Origin of the sequence: Telmatobacter bradus (assembly GCF_048629425.1) — a bacterium.
Lineage (GTDB): Bacteria > Acidobacteriota > Terriglobia > Terriglobales > Acidobacteriaceae > Telmatobacter > Telmatobacter bradus.
Genome location: NZ_CP184532.1, coordinates 1,413,806 through 1,429,539, shown reverse-complemented (window position 1 = coordinate 1,429,539; position 15,734 = coordinate 1,413,806). Strand labels below are relative to the sequence as shown.

The window sequence follows — 15,734 nt, the reverse complement described above, 5'->3', positions numbered from 1 at the left end:
CTTTGCACAGACCTGAGGATTCCACACTCTCTGGAGAAGCGCTCTACGAGGCTAATTCATTTCCCTGCGAAAGACCAGCTTTGCCCATTCAAGGCCAGCGTGGGACTGATTTGTACCAGTGTGGTCCAATCCTTCTCAAGTTGGCAGACAAGCAACCGATAAACGCTAAGAGTGTAGCTGTGCCGACGCCAAGTCGGCCGGCTGAGTGAGTGAATGCAATGGATGAACTGACGAGGGAGTTCCTGATCGAAAGCCAGGAAGGTCTGGACCGGATGGAGCGCTGTTTGACGGAGCTCGAGGAGCGTCCACAGGACAGCGGGCTGCTCGGCGACATCTTCCGTTCCGTACACACCATTAAGGGAACGACAGGGTTTCTGGGCTTTAAACGCCTGGAAAAGCTGGCCCATGCAGGTGAGAACCTGCTTGGATTGCTGCGCGACGGCAAGCTTGTGGCAACGCCGCCGATTATTACCGGACTTCTTCAACTTCTGGATGGTCTGCGTTCGATTTTGAAACAGATTGAAGCAGAAGGGAACGAAGGCGAAGGCGAAGACAGTACGCTGATTTCCCGGATCGTAGAGCTGCAAGGAACGGCCAGCACGGCGAAAAAGCCCGTACTAGCGGCCGCTCCGGCGGCCGCCGCATCCGCAGCACCGCCTGCGGCCGCGCCCCCGGCAGCTCCAGCAGCCACACCTGAACCGGTAGCTGCGGCACCGGCTCCTCCGGCAGCTCCGGAAGCCCAGGCAGCACCCGAGGCTCCGGCTCCGGCTCCGGAAGCGGCGGCTCCAGTGGCCCGTCCGCAGGGCATTGCCAGCGCGGCGGAAAGCTCGCTGCGTGTGGATGTGACGCTGCTGAACCGGATGATGAATCTGGTGGGCGAACTGGTGCTTACCCGCAACCAGATTCTGCAGGCCACGGCCAGTGATCCGAACATGACGATGCTTTCGCGCCGTCTGGACATGGTTACCGCCGACCTGCGCGAGAACGTGATGAAGGCCCGCATGCAGCCGGTCTCCAACATCTTCTCGAAGATGCCGCGCATTGTGCGCGACCTGAGCCAGTCGCTGGGCCGCAAGGTCCGTCTGCAACTGGAAGGCCAGGATACGGAACTCGACAAGAGTCTGCTGGAGGCCATCAAGGATCCGCTCACCCATGCCGTACGTAATTCGATGGACCACGGCATTGAGCCACCCGATGTGCGCTCGGCCGCCGGCAAGGATCCGGAAGGCACGCTGAAGCTGCGCGCCAGCCATGAAGGCAGCCACGTCATCATCGAGGTTTCGGATGATGGCGCGGGCATGAATCCCGAGAAGATCCGCAGCAAGGCCATCGAAAAAGGTCTGGTAACAGCCGAGCGCGCCACGATGCTGGGCGAGCGTGAACTTCTGCAGCTGATCTTCCTGCCTGGCTTCTCTACGGCCGCCGCCGTCACCAATGTAAGCGGTCGTGGCGTGGGCATGGACGTAGTCAAGACCAACGTGGAAAAGATCGGTGGCAAGGTCGAGGTGGATTCCCGCTTCGGCAAGGGCACCACGCTGCGGCTGCGCATTCCGCTCACGCTGGCCATCATCCCGGCCCTGATCGTACGTACCCTCGAGCAGAGTTTTGCTCTGCCCCAGGGCGCACTCAGCGAGTTGGTCCATGTTCCGCCGGAGCAGGCCGCTGCATCGATCGAGTGGATCGAAGGAGCGCCGCTCTTCCGTCTGCGTGGCAAGTTGCTGCCGCTGGTCTTTCTGGACCGGATGCTCACCCCGAACGGCGAGCACAAGAAGGCAGACGAACGCGACAACTTTATTGCCGTACTGGACGCCGATGGCCGCCGTTACGGTCTGGTTGTCGATGGTCTGGCTGACCCGGAAGAAATTGTGGTGAAGCCGCTGTCGAGCGTGCTCAAGGACATTGGCCTGTATTCGGGCGCAACCGTACTGGGCAACGCCGATCTGGCGCTGATTCTGGATCCCGGCGCGATTGCCCTGAAGTCTGGAGTGACCATGAGCGCCCGTGAAGATGCTGCCGCTGCCGTCAGTGCCGAGGACGATGCCGCACTCAAGGGCATGGAATACCTTCTGGTGGAAGTGGCTGGACGCCGCGCGGCAGTACCTTTGGCCGACGTTTTGCGCATCGAACAGCTGCCCCTCAGCCGCATCGAATACATTGGCTACCGGCCGGTCATCAACTTCGAAGGCCAGCTGCTGCCGGTGGAGGATTCGGGTGGCATTCTGCAGGTTGGCGAAGGCGGAATCGAACAGATGGTCATCGTGGTGGTCTGCCGCGAAGCCAACCGTCATGTGGGCATTGCAGTCTCGCAGGTGCTCGACGTGGCAGCCGGAAGCGAGCTCTTCGAAGCTGGCACAACGCAGAAGACTGGCGGCGTGACCCTGCTCAAGGAGCATGTGACCGGAGTGGTAGATCTGGGCAGCGTACCGCCGCTGCCGATTGAACAGCAGAATACGGACTGGAGCAACACCTCGGAGACATTAGCATGAGCACAACAACGGCATTACACAAAAAAGAAGCATCGGCAATAACGATGGCCGAGGTTTGTTCGATACGCGTGGACCAAACCTGGTTCGGTGTACCTATCAGCCACATTCTGGAGATCGTCGGAGGGGCACGGCCACAACCCGTGCCTCTGGCCCCAGCCTACGTCGGCGGTCTGGTTCACTATCGCGGTGATGTGCTGACAACCGTCAGCCTCCGTCAGCTGCTCGACCTTCCCCCCAAGGACGGCCCCCAGGACATTCTTGTTCTGGAGGCAGCCGGAAGCTGCTTCGGTTTGCTAGTGGACTCCGTTGGCGAAGTGCTAACGCTCTCATCAACCGATTTTGAGCAGAACCCCTCCACGCTTGAATCCCGCCGACGCGCTCTGCTGGCAGGAGCTTACAAGCTTAAAGACAAACTCCTGGTCATGCTGGACCCGGAACGGCTGGACCCCCTGCGGCTGAGCGCCGTGCAGGCAAATTAGGTTCCTGGCCCGATCGAAACACCGTAAGGAGGAAACCATGCGAGCACTGATTGTGGATGATTCCCGATTTGTACGTGGATTTCTGCGTGGTCTGTTGCAGGAAAAGGGAATCGAGTGCGAAGAAGCTGCGGATGGCCAGGCGGCAATGGACCAGCTGCACGGCGAAAAGAACTTCGACCTAGCCCTCGTGGACTGGAATATGCCAGTCATGAACGGGCTAGAAATGCTTAAGCAGGCCCGTGCCGAGGGCTATAGTGACCTGAAAATCATGATGGTCACCACCGAGGCCGAGAACGACTTTATCGTCCGCGCACTTGATGCTGGTGCCGACGAGTATCTGATGAAACCTTTCGATGGAGAAGCATTGAACGAGAAGCTGGCCATGCTCGGCCTTATGGAGGCTTAATTCATGGCGGTAGCCCGTCGAACCCGCATCCTGGTAGTGGACGACTCGGCAGTGATGCGTAGTCTGCTGCGAACTGTCGTTGGAGCAGACCCTGAACTGGAAGTGGCCGGTACGGCCGCAGACGGTGTCTCCGCTCTCAATGCCTTACCCACCGTACGTCCCGACCTGATACTTCTTGATGTCGAGATGCCGGTAATGGATGGACTTGTAACTCTCCGGGAACTGCGCAAGCGAGGCTTTAAGATGCCTGTCATCATGTGCAGTTCACTCACGCAACGCGGCGCCAAAGTCACCATCGAAGCGCTGGCCGCTGGCGCAGCGGATTATGTGACCAAGCCCGCCGGACAGGCCGGTCGCGATGTCGCCATCAAGACCCTTGGTCAGGAGCTGCTTCCCAAGATTCATGCTCTTACTCAAAGCATGACTCCGCCCAGCCTTCTGCCTCCGGGTCCGTCCTTCCAGCGACCCGCTTCAAGCTCGTCCTCGACTGCGTCCATGTTTTCAACCGCAGTCATGCCCATGGCGCCACCGCCACGCCAGCAGCCCTACACGCTGACACCGACGGTGCTTGTCATTGGCGTCTCCACCGGCGGACCAGCCGCGCTCGATGTAGTTTTGCCGCAACTGACGGCCAACTTCCCCGTACCCGTACTGATCGTGCAGCATATGCCCGAGCTGTTTACCAAACTGTTTGCCGAACGCCTCAATACCCGCTGCCGCATTCCGGCATGCGAAGGAGCACAAGGCCAGCCGGTACTGCCCGGAAACATCTACATTGCCCGTGGCAACTGGCACATGGAAGTGCTCGGAGGCGCGCATCCCGGGGCTCCGCCCACGCTGCATCTGAATCAAGGACCGCAGGAGAACCATTGCCGACCTGCTGTCGATGTACTCTTCCGCTCCGCCGCCAAGCTGTATGGCTCTGGAGTACTTTCCGTGGTGCTAACCGGCATGGGGGCTGACGGTATGCTCGGTTGCCGCGTGATCCGCGAGCAGGGCGGCTGTGTGCTGGCCCAGGATCAGGCCACCAGTACGGTCTGGGGCATGCCCGGCGCAGTTACCAACGCCGGACTGGCCCACAAGGTCCTTCCCCTTGAGGCCATTGCGCCCGAAATCCTCCGGATCGTCACCCGGACAAACAGCGAGGCCCGCGAGCTTCGCAGATTGGTGGTCTAGCGATGGAACAGGCAAGTAGCGCAGATTATGCCTATCTCCGTCAGCTCGTCTATGGGCTTTCGCAGAATGTGCTCGACCCGTCGCGCGATTATCTCTTTGATACGCGCCTTTCCAGAGTCCTTCGCAACCAGGGCATGAGCCGCCTGGAAGAACTGGTTCGTCATCTTCGCACCCGTCCTGATCCAGCGCTGGAGCGCGCCGTGGCCGAGGCCATGACGATCAATGAAACCAGCTTCTTCCGTGATACGCGCCCCTTCGATCTGCTGCGGACCGAATTACTGCCCAAGTTGATTGAAAGCCGCAAGAGCGCACGAAGCCTGCGCTTCTGGAGTGCGGCCTGCTCCACCGGGCAGGAAGCCTACAGTCTGGCCATGATGATGATTGAGCACTTTCCTGCGCTGGCCAGCTGGAACATCCGCATTGAAGGAACCGACATCAGCTCCGAGGTGGTGGAGAAGGCCCAGAGCGGCTCTTATCACCGTATTGAGATCAACCGCGGCCTTCCCGCACGCTTTGTGGTTCGCTACTTTGACCACATTGGGGAAGATTGGGTGATGAAACCGGAAGCCAAGAAGATGACCAACTTCTGCCAAGCCAACCTGTGCGGCCCGCAGTTGCCCTTCAATCGCATCAGCGATCGCTTTGACGTCATCTTTCTTCGCAACGTCATGCTTTACTTCGCGCAGGATACGCGCAAAGTGCTGCTCGCCAACATCCACAAGGTGCTGGCTCCCGATGGCTACCTCTTCCTCGGCTCCAGCGAACAACCGGCCGACCCTTCAATTTGGACGGCCACGCTGGCAGGCGGAACCTGTTACTTCAAACCACGTCAGCCTGCATAGACAGGAAAAAACACTCACTCCTTTCAGGCCAAAAGAAGTTCCTCCCAACTTCTTCTGGCCTGTTTTCTTTTGGATGCACTCTGGCCGCACCTCCCGCGCGCCTTCCCTGCACTTTCCCCCTCCGGCACGGATTCATTACCGCAAACCCTGTACAATATTCTGAGCGTTTCTCTGATTTTTCTTATGAGCTATTACGACGAAGTTCTGGAAGCGGTTGAGCTGCTGCGAGCCATTTTTGGCGCATTTCAGCCCCGGCTCGGCATTGTGCTCGGCTCCGGCCTGGGCGCGGTGGCCAACGCCGTGACCGACAAAATCACGGTGCCTTACGCCGAGATTCCCAACTTTCCCCGCTCCACCGTGGAAGGCCACTCCGGTCAGCTGGTTGCTGGCCTGCTCAATGGCGTTCCTGTGGTGGTCATGCAGGGCCGCGTGCACTTCTACGAAGGCTATTCGCCCCTGCAGGTCACCTTTCCCATGCGTGTGCTGGGCATGCTCGGCATTCGCACCGTGGTGCTGACCAATGCTGCCGGCGGCATTCAGGATGGCTACCATGTGGGCCAGTTGGTGGCCCTTGGCGACCACATCAACGGCATGGGATGGAACCCGCTGATCGGCCCCAACGAGCCGCGCTTTGCCATTCGCCCGGGTGCTGGTCTGCGCTTTTTTGACATGACCGAGGCCTACAGCAAAAATCTGCGCACACTCGCCAAGGAAGCTGCCCGGGAAGAGAGTTTTGCGCTCGAAGAGGGCGTTTACATGGCCGTCTCTGGCCCCAGTTTCGAAACCCCGGCCGAGATCCGCGCCTTCCGCACCCTGGGCGCCACGCTGGTGGGTATGTCCACCGTGCCGGAAACCATTGTGGCCCGCCACATGGGCATCGAGGTGCTGGGCCTGAGCTGCGTCACCAATCTGGCTGCGGGTTTGGGCGATTCTCAGCTCAGTCACGAAGAGGTCTCTGAAACCGGCCGCATGGTCGAAGCACGTCTGGCCGGGCTGCTCAGTCGCCTCGCGCCCAAAATTGCAGGAGCAATCCAACCGTAGTGAGTTCTGTTGTGTACGATTCAAATTCTCCGGAGTCTCGTCTTCCCTTTCCGCCCATCGTCGTCGGCATTGCCGGCTGTTCGGGCTCCGGAAAGTCCACTCTGGCCGCTGAACTGGCCCACACGCTGGGCGGCATCCATTTCCATTTGGACAACTACTACCGCGACCTGGGCCACATGCCCTACAGCGAGCGCATTCAGCAAAACTTCGACGATCCATCGCTGATCGAAAGCCCGCTGCTGACCGAACACATTGCCGCGCTAGCCCGTGGCGAAGAGATTCAGCGCCCCTTTTACGACTTTGCCACGCACACCCGCGTGGAGGGCCAGACCGAGCCGATCCGGGCCGGTCGCTTTCTGATCGTCGAGGGACTGTTTGCGCTCTACTGGGCGGAAGTGCTGCCGCTCTACCATCTGCGCGTTTACATGGAGACGGCCGACCCGCTCTGCTACGAACGCCGCATGCGCCGCGACACAGTTGAACGCGGTCGTACGCCCGAGTCGGTCAAGCTCCAGTACGAAACCACCGTCCGCCCCTCGGCCGTGCACTTTGTTGCACCCACCCGCCAGAACGCCGACCTGCAGATCGATGGTGCCGACCATCTGGACTGGAAGATTGAAAGCGTACTGACCGCCCTGCGCGCCAAGGGCCTGCTGAGCGCTGCCGGAGCCTGAGCTTCCGTCCGTACCGCAAGACAAAAAATCGTTGCGCCCCCATGGGACGCAACGATTTTTCATGCCCTTCAGGAAACTCTCAGGCGACCTGTTCGAGCGGGGCGTGATGCAAGCGCACCAGATCGTCACTGACGATGGTGGCCGTGGCGTACGTGCGGCCTTCGTCATCAACAAACTCAACCTCGGCGGCACTGGGAGACAAGAGCTCAACCACCGTACCCACTTGTCCGCGCACCAGTCCCTGCTCAGAAAGATCCCGCAGCAGAGCGACCTCAGCCAACAGTTCGAGTTGCGACATAAGAACCTCGCATAGGTGCAAAAGAAATTATTATTAAGACGCAAGTTCCATACGAATTGTCTCTCTCTCTGTCCAGCGAACAGCCTTGATTGAATAACTGGCTAAAGCTTCTGTCACGTCTGTCTTAATCAACTGCTCTGCATCGTTTAAGATTGCATACGCCTGTGAGTCTGGATGGCGCGTTTCCCGCGTATCCACCCATGCAAACACAAAATCCCGCACCGAATTTTTATCCGGGTGATTGATAGGTCTTACTATTCGCTCAGGTTTAGTACGAGACTTTGGAATTACAAAATCAAACAAATGGTCATACCCTGTTTTTCCGGTAAATTTAGCATTTTCCACGAAGCGAATATCGCTCTTCTCCATCCAGGCCACTACATCCTCATAAAACAGGCTGCTGGTATGAGGTTTTGCCAGATAAAACAGGTCGTTAACTCCAAGCATCGCCTGAAGCAGACTATGTTTTTTTAGAGGAAAGCTATCTACCGTTGCATGAACCTCGAGCGCACGTTCGTGCTGCCTCACACCAAAGCCATTCAATGTTACGCGTAATAGGTCCTGACGTTTCTGACTATCAAGCTTGCAGCCTGACTGTTCTAAGTCATCAAGAGTGTAGCCATCATCTGTCAAGATGTAATTACTACCATCCCTTTTGACATAAATCTGAAGCAAGTCATTGTTACGATCAAGGAGCGGCGTGGTGATTTCAACCCATTCGCCAACCTCGCGAAGGCTGGTCTTGTCCCTGAGCCAGGTGACATAACCATCCATCATGTGCTGAATTTCCTCGATCATACGAACAACTCCTGTTCAAAAAGTGGCGGAAGAACCACGTGACAATACCGCAAGAAATCTTCGAAAAGCTCCTGAGGATCATTCTGATTGGGAAAAAGGTGTGCCGGCAGAGGCTTAGCCCATTTTGTTCCGTACCCTTCACGGTACTCATGGATATGCGGAGAAGGAATTTCCTGTCCATCAGGATTCCGGTGCGGCGCTCCACCAAAATCAAGCCGTGCCAGAGTGACTACCTCCCTTGCCCGCATCTGATATTTTACTTTCACAAGATCAATCCGCCCTCTGCCTATGTCAAGCAAGAATCTCTCGCGCTGATCTGTGGATTTCAGAGGAATTTCCAACCGGAACGCACTGAATCGATGGGGATCATCGTTCATTCGTTGCTTTTCCATGGCCAGGAGTTGATTTGCCTCCGCTTGCGTCAGGTCGACCATCCAGATCCCCTCTCATTTTCAGAGCTTTAATTTCAAACCCAGCCATACTTTTACTATTACAGATCAATTAAACGTAGGGGAAGAACAGATTTGCAGATACACAAGCAATTCAACTCCCTATAGGCACAACGGCCCCGCAAAGCTAAGCTTTGCGGGGCCGTTGATCTGAAGGCTAAAAGCCGCCTTACCGGGTCTTGGAGATTTCTTCGACCGTGACCGGATCGAGGAAGGGCATCTGCGAGCGCAGTTCCTTGCCGACGATCTCGATCGGGTGCTTGGCTTCGGCTTCGCGGAAGGCCAGAAACTCCTTGCGACCGCTGGCCTGATCGGCGAGGAAGCGCTTGGCGAAGGTGCCGTCCTGAATATCCTTCAGGATGCCCTTCATCGCCTTGCGGCTTTCTTCGTTGATCACGCGCGGGCCACTGACGTAGTCGCCCCACTCGGCCGTATCGCTGATGGAGTAGCGCATGTAGGCGAGGCCACCGCGGTACATCAGGTCAACGATCAGCTTGAGCTCGTGGAAGCACTCAAAGTAGGCGTTCTCGGGAGCATAGCCGGCCTCAACGAGCGTATCGTAGCCAGCCTTGACGAGCGCGCTGACGCCGCCGCAAAGCACGGCCTGCTCACCGAAGAGATCGGTTTCGGTCTCTTCGCGGAAGGTGGTTTCAAGCACGCCTGCACGGGTGCAGCCAATGCCCTTCAGGTAGCTGAGCGCCAGATCATGTGCCTTGCCAGTAGCATCCTGGTGCACGGCGATCAGGCCCGGGACGCCGCCGCCCTCGGGGAAGATGTCGCGAACGCGATGGCCCGGAGCCTTGGGAGCAGCCATCGAAACATCAACGCCAGCCGGCGGAACGATGGTCTTGTAGTGGATATTGAAGCCGTGGGCAAACATCAGCATCTTGCCGGCGGTCAGGTTCGGGGCGATCTCATCGGCGTAGAGCTTGGCCTGGTGCTGATCCGGAATCAGGATCATGATCACATCGGCCCACTTGGTCGCATTGGCAGGCGTGTCGACCTCGAGGCCGGCATTCTGCGCCTTGGCGATGGACTTGGAGGTGGCCGGAAGACCAACCTTCACATGTACGCCGGAATCCTTGAGGTTGAGAGCGTGAGCGTGGCCCTGCGAGCCGTAGCCAATGATCGCTACCTTCTTTGACTGGATCAGAGAAAGGTCAGCGTCGTGATCGTGGTAAGTCTTCACCATGGTATTCCTTGTTCCTTTGTGCGCTTGCGCGGTTGGAGGTTAAAGAAAAAGCTTCGTCAAAAACATGGGTACGCGCCGTACGCGATCCGAACCTGGCGCGGGGAGAACTATTCAGCTTTGCCTGCTGCGTCATCGTCTGCGTCGACGTTCATGGCGCTCAGCACGCTGCTGACGTGGAGGCCGCGGCGCATGGTCATTTTGCCGCTGCGGCAGATTTCTAGAATGCGCCCCTCATCTTCGCGCAAAACCTCGATCAGACCTTCGATCTTGCTTTCCACGCCGGTCATCTCGATGATCATCGACTCACTGGTCAGATCAACGATGCGCGCCCGATAGACCTCAACCAGATCAAAGATCTGGGAGCGGGTCTGAGGGGTGGCCGCCACCTTGATCAGCGCCAGTTCGCGCGTGACCGTGGGGGCCGTGCCAATATCATCCACGTCCACTACATTCTCCAGTTTAAACAGGCTGGCCCGGACGCGGTGGCCAATTGCCGCCGATGACTCGCAGACTACCGTCATGCGGGAGAGTCCAGGGCGCTCGCTATGCCCTACGGTCAGCGAACGAATGTTGATATTCAGGCGGCGGAAGAGTGAGGCCACCCGCGTAAGCACGCCCGGCAGATCTTCCACGTAGGCTACGAATGTGTGCAGCATAATTGGCCTTTCCTGGGAACAGTAATCAGAGAGCAGAAGACGGAGAACTGCGAACGGTAAACTGCTCTCTGTCTACTTGGTCTCCTGTTCGCGTGCGGGGCGGCGGATCATCTCATGCAGCGCCTTGCCGACGGGAATCATGGGATAAACAGCCTCTTCCTTCTCCACCATGAAGTTGAGCAGGTAGGCGCCTTCGTGAGCGCGAGCCGCGACGACGGCCGCTTCAACCTCGGGGCGGCTGCGTACGGCCTTGCCCGCAATGCCGTGTGCGTCCGCCAGTTTGACAAAATCCGGGCTGACCAGGGGCGTGGATGCGTAATTCTTCTCGTAGAAGAACTCCTGCCACTGCCGCACCATGCCGAGGAATCCGTTGTTGATGATGGCGATGTTGATCTTAATGCCCTGCTGCGCAATGGTCGACAACTCCGAGCTGGTCATCTGGAAGCCGCCGTCGCCTACGATCACCCAGACTTCCTTGTCGGGGCGGGCCGTCTTGGCGCCAATGGCCGCAGGCAGCGCGAAGCCCATCGTACCGAGGCCGCCCGAGGTGATGAGCGTACGCGGATGTTCGTGGTGGTAGTACTGCGCCTCCCACATCTGATGCTGACCCACGTCGGTAACCACGATGGCGTTGCCGCCGGTGATGCGCCAGATGTCGTGAATCACATGCGCGGCGTACAGGTGACCCAGGTCAGGCAGATTCTTGATGTCCAGCACTGCTGATGCGCCCTTGCTATCGGCAATCGACTTCAGCCAGGCAGCGTGATTGCACGAGGGAACGCGCGGCAGCAGCTCTTCCAACACATTGCGCAGATCGCCGATCAGCGCCACGTCCACCTTGATGTTCTTGCCAATCTCGGCAGGATCGATCTCGATGTGAATCTTCTTGGCATTAGGCGCATAGGTGGCCAGTGTGCCGGTCACGCGATCATCAAAGCGCATGCCGCAGGCAATCAGCAGATCGGATTCCTGAATGGCTTGGTTCACCCACGACTCGCCGTGCATGCCCATCATGCCCAGGTTCAGCTCATGCGAAGCCGGGAATGCGCCCAGGCCCAGCAGCGTGAGCGCCACGGGAATCTGTGCACGCTCGGCCAGCGTACGCACCTGCTCCATGGCATTCGAATCGAGCACGCCATGGCCCGCCAGAATCACGGGATTCTTGGCGTTCTTGATCAGTTCGGCAGCCTCGTCCAGATCCTGCCCAATCACCTTCAGCATGGGGTGCGCGCGATGCGGTCTGGGCTTGGCGGCTTCAAAATCGAAGATAGCCTCGGCCTGCTGCGCATCCTTGGTGATGTCCACCAGCACCGGACCGGGGCGGCCTGCCTTGGCAATCTGGAATGCCTGACGAATCGCCGGCGCAATCTCTTCCGTCTTGGTGATGAGAAAGTTGTGCTTGGTCACTGGCAGTGTGATGCCGGTAATATCCACTTCCTGAAACGCATCGGTGCCCAGCACCTTCGACGAAACGTTGCCGGTGATGCAAACGACCGGAATCGAATCCAGCATGGCGTTGGCAATGCCGGTCACAAGGTTGGTTGCGCCCGGTCCGCTGGTGGCAACGCAGACACCGACCTTGCCACTGGCCCGCGCATAGCCATCGGCCATATGTGCCGCGCCCTGCTCATGACGCACCAGCGTGTGATTGATGGGGAACTTGCGCAGAGCGTCGTACACGGGAAGGATGGCTCCGCCGGGATAGCCAAATACGTCCGTTACACCCTCGCCGACAAGCGTAGCCCATACGATTTCAGCGCCTGTCAGGCGGGTGGGCGTGGTCAGGTGATCGGGGGTATTCGCGTGCGTTCCCATAGTGCTCTCCTCCAGAAATGATGTGTGCTGCGGCGGTTGGGGATGTCAGCGAGCCAGCGGGTCAGCACGTCAGCCCGAAGTGCATCAACATCTTCAAGGCTGACTTGCTGACTCGCTGACTAGCTTATTTCGGCTGCAGCCAGACGGCCTTGTCGTGCGTGGCCTCGTAGGCGGCAAGTTTGTCGGCATGACGCAGGGTCAGGCCGATGTCGTCGAGCCCTTCAATCAGGCAGTACTTGCGGAAAGGATCGATGTCGAAGCTGGCCTTGAAGCCGAACTCATCGCTGATAGTCTGGTCGGCGAGCGAGACGGTCAGCTTGTAACCGGGCTTGGTCTGCGCATTCTTGAGCAGCGCATCTACCTGCTCTTCCGGCAGGCGAACCAGCACAATACCGTTCTTGCCTGCGTTCGAGAAGAAGATGTCAGCGAATGTGGGCGCAACCACTACGCGGAAGCCGAAGTCGCTCAGCGCCCAGGCCGCATGTTCGCGGCTTGATCCGCAGCCAAAATTCTTGCCTGCAATCAGAATCTGTGCGCTTTTGTAGCGATCATCGTTCAGCACGAAGTCGGTAATCGGCGCGCCGTCGGCCGTCTGACGCCACTCGAAGAAAAGGAAGTCGCCATAGCCGGAGCGCTCGATGCGCTTCAGAAACTGCTTGGGAATGATCTGATCCGTGTCCACATTGGTGCGGGCAAGCGGCGCGGCCAGTGCTGTGAGTGTCGTGAACTTTTCCATTAGGCCTTCACCTCCCAATTCCGGATGTCAACAAAGTGACCGGCAATGGCGGCAGCAGCAGCCATCTCCGGTGAAACCAGATGTGTGCGGCTATCGCGGCCCTGACGGCCTTCGAAGTTGCGGTTCGAAGTGGCAGCACAACGCTCCTGCGGCTTCAACACATCAGGATTCATGGCCAGACACATCGAACAACCGGGCTCACGCCACTCAAAACCAGCCTCGATGAAGATCTTGTCCAGACCTTCCTTCTCCGCCTGTTCCTTGACGATCTGCGAACCGGGAACCACGATAACGTTGACGCCCGCGGCCACCTTGTAGCCCTTGGCCACGCGGGCCGCGGCACGCATGTCTTCCATGCGGCCATTGGTGCAGGAGCCAATGAATACGCGGTCGATCTTAATTTCGGTCAGCGGCGTTCCAGCCGTCAGGCCCATGTACTGCAAAGCGCGTTCCAGATTCTTGCGGTCAATCTCGGTTGCAGCCTTGGCAGGATCGGGAACCACTGCAGTGATGGGAGCCACCATGCCCGGGCTGGTTCCCCAGCTTACGTACGGAGTCAGCTTGGTCGCATCGATGGTCAGCTCGCGGTCGAACTTCGCGCCTTCGTCCGTCTTCAGCTTCTTCCACTCTTCAACGGCCTTGTCCCAGTCCGCGCCCTTCGGTGCGTGATTGCGGCCCTTCAGATAGGCGAAGGTTGTCTCATCAGGAGCGATCATGCCCGCGCGCGCGCCGGCCTCAATGCTCATGTTGCTGACCGTCATGCGGCCTTCCATGGAGAGCGAGCGGATGGCCGAGCCGGCATACTCAACCACATGGCCGGTGGCGCCGTCGGTGCCGATTTCGCCAATGATGGCCAGAATAATATCCTTGGCCGTTACGCCCTTGGGCAGATCGCCTTCGACGTTAATGCGGAAGCTCTTGGCCTTGCTCTGCGGCAGGCACTGGGTGGCCAGAACGTGCTCCACTTCGCTGGTGCCAATGCCGAAAGCGAGCGCGCCAAATGCGCCGTGCGTGGCCGTGTGTGAGTCACCGCAGACAATCGTCATGCCGGGCTTGGTGATTCCCTGCTCGGGACCAACCACATGCACAACGCCCTGCTTGCCGGTATCAATGTCGTAGAGTTCCACGCCAAATTCGGCGCAGTTCTGACGCAATGCGCCAATCTGGAGGCTGGCAATGGGATCAAGAATGTTCAACCGCTCATTGGTCGTCGTGGGGATGTTGTGGTCAATGGTGGCCACGGTGCGATCCGGACGGCGAACCTTGCGGCCAGTCAGACGCAGACCTTCAAATGCCTGCGGCGAAGTGACCTCGTGAACCAGTTGCAGATCGATGTAGAGCAGAGCGGGTTCGCCCTCGGGCTCTGCCACCAGATGCTGCTCCCAGACCTTCTCGAATAATGTCTTCGGTGCGCTGCTCATTGAAAAGTTCCTTTTCAGCTGCTAGCTACCAGCTGCTAGCCTCTAGCTGTTTTTGCTGATGGATGCTGTTCTGACTTATTCAAAAAAACGCGAATCGTTTGCTTCTCCGCTTCAGCCGCCGCTTCCTGTTACTGCAAAAAGCTGGAAGCTAGCGGCTAGAAGCTGTTACTTCAAAATCTGCTTTACCAACTCCAGCACCTTGGCGCCGACTTCGGTGGTGGAAAGCACCTTGAAGCCATGATCCTTGCCACGAACCAGATCCGGCGTGCGATAGCCAGCAGCCAGCAACTGACGCACAGCTTCTTCAATCGCAGCGGCTTCCTTCTCCAGCTTGGCCGTGTGACGCAGCAGGAATGCGCCGGTCATAATTGCGCCTAGCGGATTGGCAATGCCCTTGCCCGCAATGTCAGGCGCAGAACCGTGAATCGGCTCAAAGAGGTTGATCTTGCCGCCCACCGTGGCCGACGGCAACATGCCGAGCGAACCGGTGATGACGCCAGACTCATCCGAAAGAATGTCGCCGAAGAGGTTCTCGGTCAGCACCACATCAAAGTCCTTAGGGCGATTCATCAGGTGCATGGCCATTGCGTCCACGTACTGGTGCTCGACCTCAACGTCGGGGTACTGCGTGGCAACTTCATTCACCACCGCGCGCCACAACTGCGAAACCTCCAGCACATTCGCCTTGTCCACGCTGCACAGCTTCTTGCGGCGCGTCTGCGCCAGCTTGAAGGCTACATGGGCTACGCGCTCCACCTCGGGCTTGCTGTAAATCATGGTATTGAAGGCAACGCCGGTTTCCTTGTTGTACTCACGGGGTTGGCCGAAGTAAGCACCACCGAGCAGCTCGCGCACAAAGAGGACATTCGCGCCGTCGATGATCTCCGGACGCAGCGGGCTGTTGACCGCAAGCTCCTTGAAGGCATAAGCAGGACGCAGGTTGGCAAAGCCGCCCAGCACCGAACGAATCTTCAGCAGACCAGCTTCAGGGCGCTCACTCGGCGGAAGCGAGTTGAACTCGTTGCCGCCCACGGCACCAAGGAGAACTGCGTCGGAAGCCAGCGCGGCATCAATCGTCTCCTGCGGCAGCGGAGTGCCGTCCTTGACGATGGCCACACCACCAATGCGTTTTTCCGTAAAGGTGAATTCGTGTCCGCCGAGGGCGGCCACTTCCTTCAGAATCTTGACTGCTTCGTTGGTAACTTCAGGACCGATGCCGTCTCCGGCGACTACCAGAACTTTCAGCTTCATCCTTGCTCTCTTCC

At 58.5% G+C, this 15,734-nt stretch carries 16 protein-coding genes; 7 read left to right on the top strand and 9 right to left on the bottom strand.

Annotation, left to right across the window (positions count from 1 at the left end; all coding sequences use genetic code 11):
- Window positions 1-218: 218 nt before the first annotated feature.
- The 7 genes from ACOBR2_RS06055 to ACOBR2_RS06025 all read left to right on the top strand — a co-directional run bounded on the left by ACOBR2_RS06055 (window position 219) and on the right by ACOBR2_RS06025 (window position 7,104).
- A complete protein-coding gene (locus ACOBR2_RS06055; protein WP_420239147.1) occupies window positions 219-2,486 on the top strand; it encodes a chemotaxis protein CheA in 2,268 nt (755 codons plus the stop codon).
- A complete protein-coding gene (locus tag ACOBR2_RS06050; protein ID WP_420239146.1) occupies window positions 2,483-2,965 on the top strand; it encodes a chemotaxis protein CheW in 483 nt (160 codons plus the stop codon). The genes ACOBR2_RS06055 and ACOBR2_RS06050 overlap by 4 nt, the downstream gene beginning before the upstream one ends.
- 37 nt (window positions 2,966-3,002) lie before the next feature.
- Window positions 3,003-3,371, top strand: coding sequence for a response regulator (locus ACOBR2_RS06045; protein ID WP_420239145.1), 369 nt, complete (start codon window positions 3,003-3,005; stop codon window positions 3,369-3,371).
- Between the two features lie 3 nt (window positions 3,372-3,374).
- A complete protein-coding gene (locus tag ACOBR2_RS06040; protein ID WP_420239144.1) occupies window positions 3,375-4,547 on the top strand; it encodes a protein-glutamate methylesterase/protein-glutamine glutaminase in 1,173 nt (390 codons plus the stop codon).
- 2 nt (window positions 4,548-4,549) lie between these two features.
- Window positions 4,550-5,389, top strand: a complete 840-nt coding sequence (locus ACOBR2_RS06035; RefSeq protein ID WP_420239143.1) for a CheR family methyltransferase — start codon at window positions 4,550-4,552, stop codon at window positions 5,387-5,389.
- A 183-nt stretch (window positions 5,390-5,572) separates the two neighbouring features.
- Window positions 5,573-6,430 carry a purine-nucleoside phosphorylase gene (locus tag ACOBR2_RS06030; RefSeq protein WP_420239142.1) on the top strand — a complete coding sequence of 286 codons (858 nt, stop codon included), beginning with the start codon at window positions 5,573-5,575 and terminating at the stop codon, window positions 6,428-6,430.
- Window positions 6,430-7,104, top strand: a complete 675-nt coding sequence (locus ACOBR2_RS06025) for a uridine kinase family protein (protein ID WP_420239141.1) — start codon at window positions 6,430-6,432, stop codon at window positions 7,102-7,104. Before ACOBR2_RS06030 ends, ACOBR2_RS06025 begins: the two co-directional genes overlap by 1 nt.
- A gap of 79 nt (window positions 7,105-7,183) precedes the next feature.
- Here the strand turns inward: ACOBR2_RS06025 and ACOBR2_RS06020 are convergent, their stop codons facing one another.
- From ACOBR2_RS06020 to leuB, 9 genes are all read right to left on the bottom strand, one after another.
- Window positions 7,184-7,402 carry a DUF4926 domain-containing protein gene (locus ACOBR2_RS06020; RefSeq protein ID WP_420239140.1) on the bottom strand — a complete coding sequence of 73 codons (219 nt, stop codon included), beginning with the start codon at window positions 7,400-7,402 and terminating at the stop codon, window positions 7,184-7,186.
- Between the two features lie 33 nt (window positions 7,403-7,435).
- Window positions 7,436-8,200: a DUF1829 domain-containing protein gene (locus ACOBR2_RS06015; protein ID WP_420239139.1), complete on the bottom strand. Its 765-nt coding sequence runs from the start codon at window positions 8,198-8,200 to the stop codon at window positions 7,436-7,438.
- Window positions 8,197-8,634 carry a DUF6978 family protein gene (locus ACOBR2_RS06010; RefSeq protein WP_420239138.1) on the bottom strand — a complete coding sequence of 146 codons (438 nt, stop codon included), beginning with the start codon at window positions 8,632-8,634 and terminating at the stop codon, window positions 8,197-8,199. Before ACOBR2_RS06010 ends, ACOBR2_RS06015 begins: the two co-directional genes overlap by 4 nt.
- A gap of 184 nt (window positions 8,635-8,818) precedes the next feature.
- A complete protein-coding gene (gene ilvC, locus ACOBR2_RS06005) occupies window positions 8,819-9,841 on the bottom strand; it encodes a ketol-acid reductoisomerase (RefSeq protein ID WP_420239137.1) in 1,023 nt (340 codons plus the stop codon).
- 107 nt (window positions 9,842-9,948) lie between these two features.
- A complete protein-coding gene (gene ilvN / locus ACOBR2_RS06000; protein WP_420239136.1) occupies window positions 9,949-10,497 on the bottom strand; it encodes an acetolactate synthase small subunit in 549 nt (182 codons plus the stop codon).
- A 72-nt stretch (window positions 10,498-10,569) separates the two neighbouring features.
- Complete coding sequence (gene ilvB / locus ACOBR2_RS05995) at window positions 10,570-12,312, bottom strand: biosynthetic-type acetolactate synthase large subunit (RefSeq protein ID WP_420239135.1); 1,743 nt, start codon at window positions 12,310-12,312, stop codon at window positions 10,570-10,572.
- Window positions 12,313-12,436: 124 nt separating this feature from the next.
- Window positions 12,437-13,048 carry a 3-isopropylmalate dehydratase small subunit gene (gene leuD / locus ACOBR2_RS05990; protein WP_420239134.1) on the bottom strand — a complete coding sequence of 204 codons (612 nt, stop codon included), beginning with the start codon at window positions 13,046-13,048 and terminating at the stop codon, window positions 12,437-12,439.
- On the bottom strand, window positions 13,048-14,469 hold the full coding sequence (leuC, locus tag ACOBR2_RS05985) for a 3-isopropylmalate dehydratase large subunit (RefSeq protein WP_420239133.1): 1,422 nt from the start codon (window positions 14,467-14,469) through the stop codon (window positions 13,048-13,050). Before leuC ends, leuD begins: the two co-directional genes overlap by 1 nt.
- A 165-nt stretch (window positions 14,470-14,634) precedes the next feature.
- Window positions 14,635-15,720: a 3-isopropylmalate dehydrogenase gene (leuB, locus tag ACOBR2_RS05980; RefSeq protein ID WP_420239132.1), complete on the bottom strand. Its 1,086-nt coding sequence runs from the start codon at window positions 15,718-15,720 to the stop codon at window positions 14,635-14,637.
- Window positions 15,721-15,734: the final 14 nt, after the last annotated feature.

Bases quoted from the DNA above. Each gene is read 5' to 3' on its own strand.
- leuD (WP_420239134.1), bottom strand. From the start codon at position 13,048: ATGGAAAAGTTCACGACACTCACAGCACTGGCCGCGCCGCTTGCCCGC.
- ACOBR2_RS06015 (WP_420239139.1), bottom strand. From the start codon at position 8,200: ATGATCGAGGAAATTCAGCACATGATGGATGGTTATGTCACCTGGCTC.
- ilvN (WP_420239136.1), bottom strand. From the start codon at position 10,497: ATGCTGCACACATTCGTAGCCTACGTGGAAGATCTGCCGGGCGTGCTT.
- ACOBR2_RS06045 (WP_420239145.1), top strand. From the start codon at position 3,003: ATGCGAGCACTGATTGTGGATGATTCCCGATTTGTACGTGGATTTCTG.
- ACOBR2_RS06055 (WP_420239147.1), top strand. From the start codon at position 219: ATGGATGAACTGACGAGGGAGTTCCTGATCGAAAGCCAGGAAGGTCTG.
- ACOBR2_RS06050 (WP_420239146.1), top strand. From the start codon at position 2,483: ATGAGCACAACAACGGCATTACACAAAAAAGAAGCATCGGCAATAACG.
- ACOBR2_RS06040 (WP_420239144.1), top strand. From the start codon at position 3,375: ATGGCGGTAGCCCGTCGAACCCGCATCCTGGTAGTGGACGACTCGGCA.
- ACOBR2_RS06030 (WP_420239142.1), top strand. From the start codon at position 5,573: ATGAGCTATTACGACGAAGTTCTGGAAGCGGTTGAGCTGCTGCGAGCC.
- ACOBR2_RS06010 (WP_420239138.1), bottom strand. From the start codon at position 8,634: ATGGTCGACCTGACGCAAGCGGAGGCAAATCAACTCCTGGCCATGGAA.
- ilvC (WP_420239137.1), bottom strand. From the start codon at position 9,841: ATGGTGAAGACTTACCACGATCACGACGCTGACCTTTCTCTGATCCAG.
- ACOBR2_RS06020 (WP_420239140.1), bottom strand. From the start codon at position 7,402: ATGTCGCAACTCGAACTGTTGGCTGAGGTCGCTCTGCTGCGGGATCTT.
- ilvB (WP_420239135.1), bottom strand. From the start codon at position 12,312: ATGGGAACGCACGCGAATACCCCCGATCACCTGACCACGCCCACCCGC.
- ACOBR2_RS06035 (WP_420239143.1), top strand. From the start codon at position 4,550: ATGGAACAGGCAAGTAGCGCAGATTATGCCTATCTCCGTCAGCTCGTC.
- leuC (WP_420239133.1), bottom strand. From the start codon at position 14,469: ATGAGCAGCGCACCGAAGACATTATTCGAGAAGGTCTGGGAGCAGCAT.
- leuB (WP_420239132.1), bottom strand. From the start codon at position 15,720: ATGAAGCTGAAAGTTCTGGTAGTCGCCGGAGACGGCATCGGTCCTGAA.